Here is a 14,885-nt window from a genome sequence, read left to right as displayed (position 1 = left end):
GTATTTTTCGTTTTACTCAGTCGATGTCGAACAGCAGACAGCACCAAGGCCATTTCGCGCGCAAGCGCTTCGGGCAGAACTTCCTCGTCGATCACGGCGTGATCGACTCGATCGTCTCGACGATCGGCCCCGCGCGCGGCCAGCGCATGGTCGAGATCGGCCCCGGGCTCGGCGCGCTGACCGAGCCGCTGATCGAGCGCCTCGCGACGCCCGAGTCGCCGCTGCATGCAGTGGAGCTCGACCGCGACCTGATCGGGCGCCTGCAGCAACGTTTCGGCGCGCTGCTCGAACTGCACGCCGGCGACGCGCTCGCGTTCGACTTCCGGTCGCTCGCGGCGCCCGGCGACAAGCCGTCGCTGCGGATCGTCGGCAACCTGCCGTACAACATTTCCAGCCCGCTGCTGTTTCACCTGATGACGTTCGCCGATGCGGTCATCGACCAGCATTTCATGCTGCAGAACGAGGTCGTCGAGCGGATGGTCGCGGAGCCGGGCACGAAGGCGTTTTCGCGTCTGTCGGTGATGCTGCAGTATCGCTATGTGATGGAGAAGATGCTCGACGTGCCGCCGGAATCGTTCCAGCCGCCGCCGAAGGTCGATTCCGCGATCGTCCGGATGATTCCGTACGAACCGCATGAACTGCCGGACGTCGATCCCGTGCTGCTCGGCGAAATCGTCACCGCCGCGTTCTCGCAGCGCCGCAAGATGCTGCGCAATACGCTCGGCGACTATCGCGAGACGATCGACTTCGACGCGCTCGGCTTCGATCTCGCACGTCGTGCGGAGGACGTGAGCGTGGCCGAATACGTCGGCGTCGCGCAGGCGCTCGCGGCGGTGCGCAAGGCCGGTTGAGGCCGGTTACGCGAGCCGGACCGGATGGGAACAAGAGGCTGCCTTGCGAGGCAGCCTTTTTATTGCATGGGCGCGCGCGTGCTGCGTCGGGTCGTCATGCCCGTCGGCGCGGCGGCGCGTTGACGAGCGCGATGCCGGTCAGCACGAGTGCAACCGCGGACATGAAGCGCCAGCCGACCGATTCGCCGAGCAGCAGCACACCGAACGCGACGCCGAACAGCGGCGACAGGAACGTGAAGACCGACAGCCGCGACGCGCTGTAGCGCGTCAGCAGCCAGAACCACGACAGGTAGCTGACGAACGCGACGATCACCGACTGGTACGCGAGGCTCGCCACCGCGACCGGCGTGACGTGCGCGAACGACACCTGGCCGAACAGGGCAGCGAGCGCGACCAGCACGACCGCCGACACCGCGAGCTGGTAGAACAGCGTCTTGCTTGCGCTCGCCCGCGCGAGCGCCGTCGAGCGCACGACGACCGTCGTCGCGGCCCACATCGCGCCGCCCAGGATCCCGAGCGCGTCGCCGGCGAGTCCGGCCAGTACCGATGCGCCGGGTGCGCGCGGTTTCAGGAAGCCGTCCGCGAAGGCGAGCGCGATGCCGGCGAACGCCAGGCCGACGCCCGCCCACTGCGTGCGCTGCAGCCGCTCGCCCGGTGCGAACAGATGCAGGCCGAGCGCGGTGAAGCAGGGCGCCGTGTAGAGGAAGATCGCCATGTGCGACGCACTCGTCAGCGTCAGCCCGAAGAACACGCAGATGAATTCGCCGGCGAACAGCGCCCCGGCCGCGAGGCCCGCGCCGAACGTGCCGTCCGCCTGGAACAGCGGCGTACCGCGCGAGCGGGCCCAGCCCCACAGCAGCACCGCCGCGATCACCGAGCGCAGCCCGGCCTGGAACATCGGCGCGATCGCGGCGTTCGTGCTCTTGATCGCGACTTGCTGGAAGCCCCAGATCGCGCATAGCAGCAGCATCAGGCCGACGGCGCGCGTGTCGAGCGCGCGGCGCACGGGGGCGGCGGCGAGCGTGGTCATCGGCGAACCTCGCCGGTTCGGCGCGGCGGCTGCAAGATCGGGAGGGCGGCGCATCCGGCGCGCTCGAATCGGCGGTTTCGCACGGTAGTGTGGCTGTCTCGGGGGAGGGGTGGTCGCGTTCGGGCAGTCGGTCGCATGCCCGTTTTTGGTGCGAGGTGGAAGGATGTTACCCGATCGGCGCAGTCGCCGGGCGAGCCGGATCGTGCCGTTTTCCGCCGTTGCGCTCGCGCCGGTTAGTGTCGACGGATCGTATCGCCGCACGCGGGCGAGACGCATCCGGCTGGACGCTCGTGGACAGTCGCGGCCAGGCGGCCCCGGCTGAGCGCCCCCGGCTAGGCGCCCCCGGCTAGGCGCCCCCGGCGAAATTCACCCGACTCTGGTAGAGTTCCCCGTTCTGGAAAGTCCCCACAGGAGTACAACACATGCGATTTCTGCATACGATGCTGCGAGTCGGCGATCTCGACCGCTCGATCAAGTTCTACACCGAATTGCTCGGCATGAAGGTGCTGCGCCGCGACGACTATCCGGAAGGCAGGTTCACGCTCGCATTCGTCGGCTACGGCGATGAAAGCGACAACACGGTGATCGAGCTGACCCATAACTGGGATACGCCGGCCTACGATCTCGGCAACGGCTTTGGCCACCTCGCGCTGGAAGTCGACGATGCATACAAGGCATGCGAGCAGATCAAGGCGCAAGGCGGCAAGGTCACGCGCGAAGCGGGCCCGATGAAGCACGGCACGACCGTGATCGCGTTCGTCGAGGATCCGGACGGCTACAAGATCGAGTTCATCCAGAAAAAGGCGCACTGAGCGCCGGATGAGCCAGGCTGCGGCGTGCGATGTGCACCGCGGCAGCAAAAAAGGGCGATGCGGAGTGATCCGCATCGCCCTTTTTCGTTGGCGGCGAAGCCGTGCGCGTCACAGCGACGGCAGCAACTCGGGCGGGTGATGCTTGAGCGTATGCCGCGCTTCGCGGAACTCGGGGAAGATCGATTCGACGGTCTGCCAGAAGGCCGGGCTGTGGTTCATTTCGCGCAGGTGCGACAGCTCGTGCGCGACGACGTAGTCGATGATCGACATCGGGAAATGGATCAACCGCCAGTTCAGCCGGATCTTGCCGTCGCTCGAGCAGCTGCCCCAGCGCGTCGCGGCCGACGACAGCGCGTACATCGAATACGTGACGCCGAGTTTCTCCGCATAGAAGGCGAGGCGTTCGCCGAAGATCCGCTTGGCTTCGCCCTGCAGCCAGCCCTGCACGCGATCCTTGATCTGCTGCATGTCGGCCTGCACGGGCAGCGGCAGCGAGAGCCGCAGCGCATCGGTATCGAACGCGACGGCGCCCGCGCCGAGCGCGATCGTCACCGTCTTGCCGAGATAGGGAAGCGCCGCGCCGTCGCGCCAGTCGATCTGCGGCAGCGCGCGCTGTTCGGTGCGCGTCTTCCACTCCGCGAGCTTCGCGAAGATCCAGCGCTGTTTCTCGGCGATCGCGGCTTCGATGTCGGCGAGCGTGACCCAGCGCGGTGCGGTGATCGACAGCCCACTGCCGTCGATCGTGAAGCCGATCGTGCGGCGCGCGGAGCGCTTCAGGCGGTATTCGAGCACGCGGCTGTCGAGCGCGAACGTGCGCACGCGCGAGCGGTCGGGCGCGCGGCCCGGATCGAGGGGCGCCGCGGGTGCCGCTTCGGGCGGCGCCGGCGGCGTGGCGGGCACCGACGGTGCGGCGGCCGGCCCGTCGAAGAGCGGCAGGTCCATCTGGCGATGATCGAGAGCCACGACGGCAGGCCGTGGCCGCGGACGCTGTTTCATCAGTTCGCTTCTTTTTGTCGTACGCAACGGCTGCAACCTGGGGGCGTCAGACACGCGCGGCATCGCGCGTGCCCGCATTGCCTGCCTCGCGATACGAATCGGGATCGATCCGGCGCATTTCCGCTTCGATCCATGCTTCGACCTGCGAGTTCAATGCATCGGGCGTCAGCCCCTCACTGGGAATCGGCTTGCCGATCGACACGGTGACGATACCGGGGAATTTCGTGAACGAGTTGCGCGGCCACACCCGACCTGCATTGTGCGCGATCGGCACGACGGGTGCACCGGTTTCGATCGCGAAGCGCGCGCCGCCCGTCTTGTACTTGCCCTGCTTGCCGACCGGCGTGCGCGTGCCCTCCGGGAACATGATCATCCATGCGCCTTCCGACAGGCGCTTCTTGCCCTGGCGGATCACCGACGTGAACGCGTTCTTGCCTTCCTTGCGGTTGATGTTGACCATGTGCAGCATCCCGAGCGCCCAGCCGAAGAACGGCACGTACAACAGCTCGCGCTTGAACACGTAGCAAAGCGGCCGCGGCATCAGCGCCGGAAACGCGAGCGTCTCCCACGCGGACTGGTGCTTCGACAGCAGCACCGCCGGGCCGTCGGGCAGGTTCTCGTATCCTTCGATCCGGTAGCGGATGCCGTTCAGCCAGCGCACGACCCACAGCGTCGACTTGCACCAGCCGGCGGCCATCCAGTAGCGCGCGTCGGAACGCATGAACGGAAAGGCGATGAAGCACGCGGTGGCGTACGGCACCGTGTACAGGACGAAGTAGATCAGCAGCAGCAGGGAGCGGACGAAGCGCATCGGCGTAAGTCTGGCGTTAGGGAGGATGCGCGCGGCGGCTGCATCACTCGTGTTCGTGTGAAAGGAAATCGAGCGCGAACGCGCGCAGGTCGTCGTGGACCTTCGTGCCGGGCGGCAGGTTGCCGGCGGCGAGCGTCTTCTTGCCCTTGCCGGTGAGCACGAGGTGCGGCTGGAAGCCGACCGCGACGCCGGCCTGCAGGTCGCGCAGCGAATCGCCGACGACCGGCGTGTGATCGGGATCGATCTCGAAGCGCTCGGCGATCATCTGCATCATGCCGGGTTTCGGCTTGCGGCAGTCGCAGTGATCCTCGGCCGTGTGCGGGCAGAAGAACACCGCGTCGATACGTGCGCCGACCGCGGCCGCCGCGCGATGCATCTTCAGATGCATCTCGTTGAGCGCGGCCATGTCGAACAGCCCGCGACCGATGCCGGACTGGTTGGTCGCGACGACCACGCGATAACCCGCGTGGTTGAGCCGGGCGATCGCCTCGAGGGCGCCGGGCAGCGCGATCCATTCGTCGGGCGTCTTGATGAACGCATCCGAATCGACGTTGATCACGCCGTCCCGGTCGAGGACGACGAGCTTTCGGTTGGGGCTGGTCGGCATCGTGCGGCCCTTATGCAGCGAGCTTCGAGATGTCGGCGACGCAGTTCATCTGCTGGTGCAGCGCGGACAGCAGCGCGAGACGGTTCGCGCGCAGGGCCGGATCTTCCGCGTTGACCATCACGTCGTTGAAGAACGTGTCGACCGGTGCGCGCAGCGCGGCGAGCGCCGACAGCGCACCCGTGTATGCACGCGCCTCGAGTTGCGACTGCACGTGCGGCGTCACGGCCGCGAGCTGTTCGTGCAGCGCCTTCTCGGCCGCCTCGACGAGCAGCGTCGGCTGCACCGTGCCGTTCGCGCCGCCTTCCGACTTCTTCAGGATGTTCGAGATCCGCTTGTTCGCGGCCGCGAGCGCTTCGGCTTCCGCGAGGCGCGTGAACTCGCGCACCGCGTCGAGGCGCGCGACGAGATCGTCGACGCGCGTCGGGTTCAGGCTCAGCACCGCGTCGATTTCGCCGGCCGAATAGCCGCGCTCGCGCAGCAGGCCGCGCAGGCGGTCCATGAAGAACGCGAGGATCGCATCGGTCGATTCGGCCACGCCCGGCACGCCTTCGAAGCGTGCATGGGCCGTGCGCAGCAGCGACACGAGATCGAGCGGCAGCTGCTTCTCGAGCAGCAGGCGCAGCACGCCGAGCGCGTGGCGGCGCAGCGCGAACGGATCCTTCTCGCCGGTCGGCGCGAGGCCGATGCCCCAGATACCGACGATCGTTTCGAGCTTGTCGGCCAGCGCGACGGCGGTCGACACCGGCGTGGTCGGCAGGGCGTCGCCGGAGAAGCGCGGCTGGTAGTGCTCGGCGCAGGCGAGCGCGACGTCGTCGGCTTCGCCGTCGTGGCGCGCGTAGTACGTGCCCATCGTGCCCTGCAGTTCCGGGAACTCGCCGACCATGTCGGTCAGCAGGTCGGCCTTCGCGAGACGCGCGGCGCGCTTCGCATGCGTGGCGTCGGCGCCGATCGCGGGGGCGATCTCGCCGGCCAGCGCCTCGAGGCGCTCGACGCGTGCGAGCGCCGAACCGAGCTTGTTGTGATACACGACGTTCGCGAGCTGCGGCACGCGGTCGGCGAGCGGCTTCTTCTTGTCCTGCTCGAAGAAGAACTTCGCATCGGCGAGGCGCGGGCGCACGACGCGCTCGTTGCCTTCGATGATCTCGCCCGGCGTCTTCGTCTCGATGTTCGACACGATCAGGAAGCGCGAGCGCAGCTTGCCGGCGACGTCGGTCAGCGCGAAATATTTCTGGTTGGTCTGCATCGTGAGGATCAGGCATTCCTGCGGGACCTGCAGGAATTCGTCCTCGAAGCGGCACGGATAGACGACCGGCCATTCGACCAGCGACGTCACTTCGTCGAGCAGCGACTCGGGCATCACGACGGTATCGCCGTTCGCGTGTTCGTTCAGCTGCGTGCGGATCGTTTCGCGGCGATCGGCGAAGTGCGCGATCACGCGGCCCTTGTCGCGCAGCGTGTCGGCGTAGCTGCGTGCATGCTGGATCGCGACGAGGCCGTCGGACAGGAAGCGGTGGCCGAGCGTGGTGTCGCCGGCGTCGACGCCGAATGCGGTGACGGGCACGATGCGATCGTCGTGCAGCACCGTCAGGCGATGCACCGGGCGCACGAACTTCACGTCGGAGCCGTCCGGGCGCTGGTAGGTCATCACCTTCGGGATCGGCAGCTTCTCGAGCGTTTCGTCGAGCGCGGCCTGCAGGCCGTCGGCGAGCGTCGCGCCGGCTGCCGAATAGTTGATGAAGAACGCTTCGGCCTTGCCGTCCTGCGCGCGCTCGAGATCGGCGATCGACAGGTTCGGGTGGCCGAGCGCCGCGAGCTTCTTCGCGAGCGGCGCGGTCGGCTTGCCTTCGGCGTCGAGCGCGACCGACACGGGCAGGACCTTTTCGCGGACCTGCTTTTCAGGGGCGACGGCGCGCACGTTCTGCACGACGACGGCGAGGCGGCGCGGCGTGGCGTAGCGTTCGAACACGAGTTCGCCTTCGATGAGGTCGCGCGCCGCGAGGCGTTGCGCGAGACCTTCGGCGAATGCGTCGCCGAGGCGCGCGAGGGCCTTCGGCGGCAGCTCTTCGGTCAGCAGTTCGACGAGCAGGGGGGCGGGATGATTGTGCGTCATGATTGGAATGAATCTCGTCTCGTCAGTCCTGATCGATCTTGCGTTCGACCTTGAGCGGCGGCGCCCACGCCGGCTGTGCGGCGTCCTGGGCGTCGGTGGTGAGGCCCGGCACGCCCGGCGGGTTGCCGAGCATCGGGAAGCCGAGCTTCTCGCGCGAGTCGTAGTAAGCCTGAGCGACGAGACGCGACAGCGCGCGGATGCGGCCGATGTACGCCGCGCGCTCGGTGACCGAGATCGCGCCGCGCGCATCGAGCAGGTTGAACGTGTGGCCGGCCTTCAGCACGAGCTCGTACGCGGGCAGCGCGAGCTGCGCGTCGATCATCTTCTTCGCTTCCGCTTCGTAGCTGTTGAAGAACGTGAACAGCAGGTCGACGTTCGCGTGCTCGAAGTTGTAGGTCGATTGCTCGACCTCGTTCTGGTGGTAGACGTCGCCGTACGACAGGCGGCGCAGCTCGGGGCCGTTCGGGCCTTGCTCTTCCCACTCGGTCCACACGAGGTCGTACACGTTCTCGACCTTCTGCAGGTACATCGCGAGGCGCTCGAGGCCGTACGTGATCTCGCCGAGCACCGGCTTGCAGTCGAGGCCGCCGACCTGCTGGAAATACGTGAACTGCGTGACTTCCATCCCGTTCAGCCACACTTCCCAGCCGAGGCCCCACGCGCCGAGCGTCGGGTTTTCCCAGTCGTCCTCGACGAATCGCACGTCGTTCTGCTGCAGGTCGAAGCCGAGCGCCTCGAGCGAGCCGAGGTACAGGTCGAGGATGTTTTCCGGCGCCGGCTTGAGCACGACCTGGTACTGGTAGTAGTGCTGCAGGCGGTTCGGGTTCTCGCCGTAACGCCCGTCCTTCGGGCGGCGCGACGGCTGCACGTACGCGGCGCGCCACGGCTCGGGGCCGACCGCGCGCAGGAACGTGTGGACGTGCGAGGTGCCCGCGCCGACTTCCATGTCGATGGGCTGGAGCAGGGCGCAACCCTGCTTGTCCCAGTAGGACTGCAGCGTCAGGATGATTTGCTGAAACGTAAGCATGAAGAGCCTTCGTGGCGCTGGCGCTCCGTTGCGGGCGGCGCTCCGGGCGGGGCCCGGAGGGTCGGCTCGCGCGGCGGCGCGGCTTGTTAGTGTGCTGAAACGCGTAATTTTACCGGATCGGCGAGCGGATGCGGCCGGAACGCGGGCGGGCACACCGTCGGCCCCGTTCGGGCGGCCCGCGCGGGCGTGACCGATGGCCGCCGGACGGCCGCGTGCGGCCTGTCGTGACGCGCGTGCCGCGCGGCTTCGCGCGGGCGTTAAGATGCGCGTATTGCGGTGCGCGCGACGCGTGCCGCGCCACCGCTAGCCGACTCCGACTGCATGGACGATCCGACCGATATCCTCATTCCGCTGCTGCCGCCTTTCCTCGCGCTGCTCGGGCAGGCCGCCGACGCGCAGGCGCGCGGCGAGCATGCCGCGTACGATCTGTGGCTCGCCGCCGCCGCGCATCTGCATGCGGTCGACGCCGATGCGCTCGCGCAACTCACCGGCGCGCTCGTCTCGCGGCAGCGTACGGCCGATGCGCTCGCGCTCGCCGAATGCGCGGCGCGCGTGCAACCGGGCGCGACCGCGTACTTCAATCATGGCTACGCACTGCAGATGGCGGGCCGCCACGCGGACGCCGTGGCGCCGTATCGCGCGGCGCTGGCGCTCGATGCCGACCGGCCATCGCTGCGCAACAACCTCGCGATCGCGCTGCGGCTGTCGGGTAGCGGCCGCGCGGAGGAGATCGCGCTGCTCGAAGCGGCGGTGCGCTTCGACCCGCGCGACGTGCAGGCGTGGATCAATCTCGTCGTCGCGCGGCTCGCGACGCACGACCTGGACGCCGCGCTCGCGTGCGCGGCGCGGCTCGTCGAGCTCGCGCCCGACAACGCGCTCGCGATGAACAACGTCGCGCTGGCGATGAAGGAGGCGCAGCGCTGGGACGACGCCGAGCGCTACGCGGCGCGCGCGTGCGAGCTGGCGCCCGACGACGCGTCGTTCCGCTTCAACCTGGCGATCATCCAGCTCGTGCGCGGCAACTGCGCGGCCGGCTGGCGCGGCCACGAGGCGCGCTGGGACGGCGCGGGCGAGTTGCGCGGCCGCCGGCCGGTGCTGCCGGGCCCGCGCTGGCAGGGCGAGCCGCTCGCCGGCAAGACACTGCTCGTGTGGGGCGAGCAGGGGCTCGGCGACGTGCTGCAGTTCTGCCGCTTCGTCGCGCCGCTCGCCGAGCGCGTGCATCGCGAGGGCGGTCGGCTCATCTGGAATACGTTCCCGCTGGTCGGCACGCTGATGCAGCGCAGCCTCGGCGCGCATGCGGACGCGTTCAGCGCGGGCGGCGGCATCGAATCGCTGCCGGCCTTCGATTACGAAGTACCGCTGATCGGCCTGCCGCTGATGCTCGGCATGGAAGCATCGACGCTCGCGTCGTCGGTGCCGTATCTGCGCGCCGATCCGCATGCGCGCGATGCGTGGCGCGCGCGGCTCGCGGGCGACCGCCGGTTGAAGGTCGGGCTCGTGTGGACGGGCAGCGCGGGGCACCAGCGCAACCCGTTCCGGCGGGTCGGGCTCGAGCGCTATGCGGACGCGTTCCGCAGGATCGACGGCGTCGCGTTTTATTCGCTGCAGCCGGGCGCGAACGCGGATGTCGAGGCGGCGCGCGCGGCGCGCTTCGCGATCGAGGACGTCACGGCGGAACTGACGAGCTTCGACGATACGGCCGCGTTCATCGGTGCGCTGGATCTGGTGATCACCGTGTGCACGTCGGTCGCGCATCTGGCGGGTGCGCTCGGCGCGCGCACCTGGGTGCTGCTCGACGTGAATCCGCACTGGCCGTGGCTGCTCGAACGCAAGGACAGCCCGTGGTACCCGACCGCGACGTTGTACCGGCAACCGGTGTTCGGCGCGTGGGCGCCGGTGATGGAGGAGGTGAGCCGCGACCTGCGGCGTCTCGCCGCGCAGCCGGTTCAATCGGAGGAGTCGACCCGGCAGGCCTGAGCGGCTGCGGGCCGATGCTGCAAGTTGGATTCGGCGGCGGCCGCCACGCACTGCGCAGCGGCCGCCCGTTGCGTCATTCCGGCTGGTCGTCGTCGTTCTTCTTGCCGTTGCGCCGGCGCAGCCCCGGGCCGAACGTGAAGCCGAACGCGAGCAGCACGAGCGACACCGCGAGCACGATGTTGTTGCCGCTCGTCACGTACGGCGTGAAGCCGCTGGTGCCTTCGATCCGCACGTCGAGCGAGCCGATCGTGAACGGCTTCAACTGCCCGAGCACGCGGCCGCGCGCATCGATCGCGGCCGTCATCCCTGTGTTGGTCGCGCGCAGCATCGGCCGGCCCGTCTCGAGCGAGCGCATCCGCGCGATCTGCAGGTGCTGGTCGAGCGCGATCGTGTCGCCGAACCACGCGAGATTCGTCACGTTGACGAGCACGCCCGGCGGTTGCGGATTGTCGCGGATCGTCGCGGCGATTTCCTCGCCGAACAAGTCCTCGTAGCAGATGTCGGCCATCACGGGCTGGTTGTGCACGAGGAACGGCTTCTGCACGGGGGCGCCGCGCGCGAAGTCGCCGAGCGGCATCTTCATCAGGTCGACGAACCACCGGAAGCCCCACGGGATGAATTCGCCGAAGGGTACGAGGTGGTGCTTGTCGTAGTGATAGATGTCGCGCGAATTCGGCGTCACGCCGTACAGGCTGTTCGTGTAGTCGACGTAGTGACCGTCCTCGGTCACCGATGCGCCGACCGCGCCGAACAGCACGGCCGAGCCCGTCGTGTCGCTGAACTTGCGGATCGCGACGGCGAACGGCTCGGGCAGCTCCTGGATCATCACCGCGATCGCGGTTTCGGGCGTGACGATCAGGTCGGCCGGCTTCTCGATGATCATCTGCGTGTACATCTTGATCGCCGCGTCGATGCCCGCTTCCTCGAACTTGATGTCCTGCTTCACGTTGCCCTGCAGCAGCCGCACCGTGAGCGGCTTGTTCGCGGGCACGGTCCACGTGACCTGCGACAGGCCGATACCGGCCGCGATCAGCGCGAGCGCGATGCCGGCCGGCACGGCGACGCGCACGCGCGCATCGCCGGCGCGGGGCTCGGCGAGCGGCGACGGCCGGGCGGCGGCGAGCGCCTGCACGACGAGCGCGGCGAACAGCGCGAGCACCCACGCGATCCCGTACACGCCGGCGACCGGTGCGAAGCCCGCGAACGGGCCGTCGACCTGCGGATAGCCGCTGGCGAGCCACGGGAAGCCGGTGAGGACGGTGCCGCGCAGCCATTCGCCGAGCGCCCAGGCGCTCGCGAACGCGAATGCGCCGTGCCAGGTCGGCGAGAACGGCCGCGGGTCGAGCGTGCGGCGATGCCATGCATGGCCCGCGCAGAACGACCACAGCCCGGCGGAGAACGCCGGGTACAGCGACAGGTACAGCGAGAACAGCACGAGCGCGCCGCCCGCGAGCGGCGCGGCCATCTCGCCGTACACGTGCATGCTGATGTAGAGCCACCAGATGCCGGTGATGAAGTTGCCGAAGCCGAACGCGCCGCCGGTGAGCGCGGCGCTGCGCCAGCTTGCGGTGCGCGTGAGCTGCGCGAAAAACCAGACGAATACGACGAGTTGCAGCCAGCCGCCATGCGGCGTCGGTGCGAAGCTGAGCGTATTGGCTGCGCCGGCGAGCAGCGCGGCCGGGTAGTGCCAGCGCGGCAGCGCGCGACCGGGTGTCGGCGCGAGCAGGCCGCCAGCCGGGCGGGACAGGATCGGATCGTCCATGTGAAGCGGAAGTGGGCGAGCGGTTGTGGAACGCGCGGCTGGCGCGCGACGGTCAGTCCTCGTGCGAGGCTTCGGCGCGACGGCTGGCGAGTGGGTTGCGGCGCACCAGCAGTACGTGGACCTGGCGCGCATCGCCGCGCTGGATCTCGAACACGAGGTTGCCGAGCTGCAGCTTTTCGCCGCGGTGCGGGACGCGGCCGAAATGATGCGTGATCAGCCCGCCGATCGTGTCGACTTCGTCGTCGGGGAAATCGGTGCCGAACGTCTCGTTGAACTGCTCGATCTCGGTGAGCGCGCGTACGCGGTAGCGGCCGTCGGGCCCCGAGATGATGTTGCCGGCTTCCTCGTCGAAGTCGTATTCGTCCTCGATGTCGCCGACGATCTGCTCGAGCACGTCCTCGATCGTGATCAGGCCCGCGACGCCGCCGTATTCGTCGACGACGATCGCGAGGTGGTTGCGGTTCACGCGGAAGTCGTGCAGCAGCACGTTCAGGCGCTTCGATTCGGGAATGAACACGGCCGGGCGCAGCATCCCGCGCACGTCAAATTCCTCTTCGGCATAGAAACGCAGCAGATCCTTCGCGAGCAGCACGCCGATGACGTTGTCGCGGTTCTCCTCGTACACGGGGTAGCGCGAGTGCGCCTTCTCGAGGACGAACGGGATGAAATCTTCGGGTTTGTCGGCGATGTTGATCGCGTCCATCTGGGCGCGCGGCACCATGATGTCACGTGCGCACAGGTCGGATACCTGGAACACGCCTTCGATCATCGACAGCGAATCGGCGTCGATCAGGTTGCGCTCGTGGGCGTCCTGGAGGATTTCCAGCAGCTCGCCGCGGGATTCGGGCTCGGGCGAGATGAAGTCGGTCAGGCGCTCGAGCAGCGAGCGCTTTTCTTGCGGTTTGTCGGTTAGCTTACGACTGGGATACGAATCGTTCATGGTGGTGCGCCCGGGTCATGCCGGAGCGCGCGGTCACGGAGTAGGCAAGGATACACCAAGGGCACGACGCGACCGTGTCACACCGGCCGCCCGGCCAGGGTGGGCAGCTCGCGCGGGCCCCGCTCGCGGACGGCCGCGCCGGGCGCGGCATCGTCCTCGGTTCCATCCTATCTCAGAACGGCGCGGCGGGGCAGCGGCGGCAAAAAACGGGTGGGGAAGGGGTGGGGCGCCGCCACGGGGGGAAAATGCTCGGCGGCGGCCCGACGCGGCATTCTGACGCACGCGGGTTGGGTCGCAGCGCCTCGGTTCAGAACCGCATGCCGGCCGAGCAGCCGCCGGCGGCCGCGCCGTTGGTCGCGGCGCCGCCGCAGCCCAGGATGCCGCAGCCGGACAGCGCGACGCTCGCGGCGACGATCAGCGCGGCAATCATGCAATGCGACCAGCGTGGCGGTTTCATCATCGGAAGTGCCCTCGTTCGAATGCATACGCAGCGCGGCAGCGCGTGGCGGCAAGCCGGGCGCCGTGCCGCGTCACCGGCATCGCGCGAGCAGCCCTTCGAGTGCGCGATCGGGGATGCCGCTCGCGCGCAGCGCGTCGACCGTGCGGCTCACGTAGTCGAGCGTCGTGCCGTAGCGGCCGGCCGCGCAGCCGAACACTTCCTTCACGACGGGATCGGTCAGCTTGCCCGTGTAGGTCGGCGCGTCGCGGCGCATCACGAACGCGAGCGCGTTCACGCGTTCGCCGCTTTCCAGCGAGCACGGCAACCACGCGGGCCGGTAAGAGCCCATCGGCATTTCGCGCTTCCACAACGTTTCGAGGTGCGGTTGCGCAGTCGGGCCGGCGAGCCGGAACGCGATGCCCGAGCAGGAGCCGCCGCGATCGAGCGCGAGCACGAGGCCCGGGCGTTCGGGCGTGCCGCGGTTCACGCGCGACCACAGGTAGAGCCCGCGGTGATAGCCGTGCACCTTGCCGCGCACCGCGGCGACGGTCGGCAACCCCGGGTTCCAGATCAGCGAGCCATAGCCGAACAGCCAGAGATCCTGCTGGCCGTCCCAGTCGCGCATCGTGTGCGCGAGCGAAGCCGCCAGCTCGTCTTCCGTCAGCAGGCGCCCTTCACCGATCGACGGCGGGTAGGCGGGCGGGAGCATCGCGGCGTTGCGCATCGTGCGAAGGGCTTACTGGTATGGGTTCGGAAAGCCCAGCTTCGCGAGGATGTCGACTTCGAGCGCTTCCATTTCGGCCGCGTCCTCGTCGCTCGTCTCGTGGTCGTAGCCCTGCGCGTGCAGCGCGCCGTGCACCAGCAGGTGCGCGTAATGGGCCGTGAGCGGCTTGCCCTGGTCGTGCGCTTCCTTCTCGACGACCGGGCAGCACAGCACGAGGTCGCCGATCACGGTGCCGTCGGGCGCCGCGTCGTACGCGAAGGTCAGCACGTTGGTCGGGTAGTCCTTGTGGCGGTAGCCGGCGTTCAGCGTGCGGCCTTCTTCTTCGCCGACGAAGCGCACCGTGAGCTGCGCGCTGGCGAACAGCGCGGGCTCGATCCATTCGGCGATCAGCTTGCGCTTGGGCAGCGTCTTGCGCACGTCGCTCGTGATTTCGTCACCGTATTGCACGGACAGGTCGAGTTCCGGCTCGCGCAGTGCGTCTTCGGCGTCGTCTTCGCGCGGGGCGGGCTCGGCACCCACGTGCAGCGTCACGCTGTCGTAGTGCTCGGGCTGCAGCGCGAGCTTCGCGCGCATGGCCGGATCGTTGTGCTGCGCGACGATCGCGACGGCGGCTTCTCCCGAACTGCCCGACAGGTCGAACATCAGGCTGCGGCCATCCGGGAAGTCGATTCGCAGCCCTTGCGCGTTGACGGTCCGGGCCTTGCCCTTCGCATCGAACAGCGAAAGGCGGGGGGAGGCGGGCGCTGCCGACTGGGCGCGCCCGGACTTGCGGGAACGGGAGGATTTCATGACGCGTACG

The 14,885-nt window shown here is 68.6% G+C and carries 14 protein-coding genes; 3 read left to right on the top strand and 11 right to left on the bottom strand.

The window, feature by feature from the left end:
- Nucleotides 1-23 precede the first annotated feature (23 nt).
- Nucleotides 24-851, top strand: coding sequence for a 16S rRNA (adenine(1518)-N(6)/adenine(1519)-N(6))-dimethyltransferase RsmA (rsmA, locus tag CFB47_RS15540; protein WP_047852199.1), 828 nt, complete (start codon nt 24-26; stop codon nt 849-851).
- A gap of 94 nt (nt 852-945) precedes the next feature.
- Here rsmA and CFB47_RS15535 read toward each other — a convergent pair whose 3' ends face one another.
- Nucleotides 946-1,881 (bottom strand): DMT family transporter, encoded by a 936-nt coding sequence (locus CFB47_RS15535; RefSeq protein ID WP_089461613.1) that lies wholly within the window; start codon nt 1,879-1,881, stop codon nt 946-948.
- Nucleotides 1,882-2,303: 422 nt separating this feature from the next.
- On the opposite strand from CFB47_RS15535, the gene gloA reads away from it, so the two are divergent.
- Nucleotides 2,304-2,693: a lactoylglutathione lyase gene (gloA, locus tag CFB47_RS15530; RefSeq protein WP_089461612.1), complete on the top strand. Its 390-nt coding sequence runs from the start codon at nt 2,304-2,306 to the stop codon at nt 2,691-2,693.
- A 108-nt stretch (nt 2,694-2,801) separates the two neighbouring features.
- On the opposite strand, the gene CFB47_RS15525 is transcribed toward gloA, so the two are convergent.
- Genes CFB47_RS15525 through glyQ form a run of 5 tightly spaced genes read right to left on the bottom strand, consistent with a single transcriptional unit; the run spans nt 2,802 to nt 8,244 of the window.
- Nucleotides 2,802-3,689 carry a M48 family metallopeptidase gene (locus CFB47_RS15525; protein WP_089461611.1) on the bottom strand — a complete coding sequence of 296 codons (888 nt, stop codon included), beginning with the start codon at nt 3,687-3,689 and terminating at the stop codon, nt 2,802-2,804.
- A gap of 46 nt (nt 3,690-3,735) precedes the next feature.
- Complete coding sequence (locus CFB47_RS15520; protein WP_089461610.1) at nt 3,736-4,500, bottom strand: 1-acyl-sn-glycerol-3-phosphate acyltransferase; 765 nt, start codon at nt 4,498-4,500, stop codon at nt 3,736-3,738.
- Between the two features lie 43 nt (nt 4,501-4,543).
- Nucleotides 4,544-5,107: a D-glycero-beta-D-manno-heptose 1,7-bisphosphate 7-phosphatase gene (gene gmhB / locus CFB47_RS15515; RefSeq protein WP_089426288.1), complete on the bottom strand. Its 564-nt coding sequence runs from the start codon at nt 5,105-5,107 to the stop codon at nt 4,544-4,546.
- 10 nt (nt 5,108-5,117) lie between these two features.
- Complete coding sequence (gene glyS / locus CFB47_RS15510) at nt 5,118-7,217, bottom strand: glycine--tRNA ligase subunit beta (RefSeq protein WP_069248811.1); 2,100 nt, start codon at nt 7,215-7,217, stop codon at nt 5,118-5,120.
- A gap of 22 nt (nt 7,218-7,239) precedes the next feature.
- On the bottom strand, nt 7,240-8,244 hold the full coding sequence (glyQ, locus tag CFB47_RS15505; RefSeq protein ID WP_011885965.1) for a glycine--tRNA ligase subunit alpha: 1,005 nt from the start codon (nt 8,242-8,244) through the stop codon (nt 7,240-7,242).
- A 321-nt stretch (nt 8,245-8,565) separates the two neighbouring features.
- On the opposite strand from glyQ, the gene CFB47_RS15500 reads away from it, so the two are divergent.
- Nucleotides 8,566-10,221, top strand: coding sequence for a hypothetical protein (locus CFB47_RS15500; RefSeq protein ID WP_089461609.1), 1,656 nt, complete (start codon nt 8,566-8,568; stop codon nt 10,219-10,221).
- Between the two features lie 73 nt (nt 10,222-10,294).
- Here the strand turns inward: CFB47_RS15500 and lnt are convergent, their stop codons facing one another.
- From lnt to ybeY, 5 genes are all read right to left on the bottom strand, one after another.
- Entirely contained in the window at nt 10,295-11,983 is a 1,689-nt protein-coding gene (lnt, locus tag CFB47_RS15495; RefSeq protein ID WP_089461608.1) for an apolipoprotein N-acyltransferase, read from the bottom strand.
- Nucleotides 11,984-12,035: 52 nt separating this feature from the next.
- Complete coding sequence (locus tag CFB47_RS15490; protein ID WP_039360042.1) at nt 12,036-12,923, bottom strand: HlyC/CorC family transporter; 888 nt, start codon at nt 12,921-12,923, stop codon at nt 12,036-12,038.
- Nucleotides 12,924-13,230: 307 nt separating this feature from the next.
- The gene (locus tag CFB47_RS41190; protein ID WP_179258948.1) at nt 13,231-13,383 is read right to left on the bottom strand and encodes a hypothetical protein; all 153 of its coding nucleotides are present in this window, start codon (nt 13,381-13,383) and stop codon (nt 13,231-13,233) included.
- Between the two features lie 70 nt (nt 13,384-13,453).
- Entirely contained in the window at nt 13,454-14,086 is a 633-nt protein-coding gene (locus tag CFB47_RS15485) for a gamma-glutamylcyclotransferase (protein ID WP_089440970.1), read from the bottom strand.
- A gap of 12 nt (nt 14,087-14,098) precedes the next feature.
- Entirely contained in the window at nt 14,099-14,875 is a 777-nt protein-coding gene (gene ybeY, locus CFB47_RS15480) for an rRNA maturation RNase YbeY (RefSeq protein WP_089440969.1), read from the bottom strand.
- Nucleotides 14,876-14,885 lie beyond the last annotated feature (10 nt).

The organism is Burkholderia sp. AU27893, from assembly GCF_002223205.1.
Classification (GTDB): Bacteria; Pseudomonadota; Gammaproteobacteria; order Burkholderiales; family Burkholderiaceae; genus Burkholderia.
This window is presented reverse-complemented; position numbering and strand designations above follow the sequence as displayed.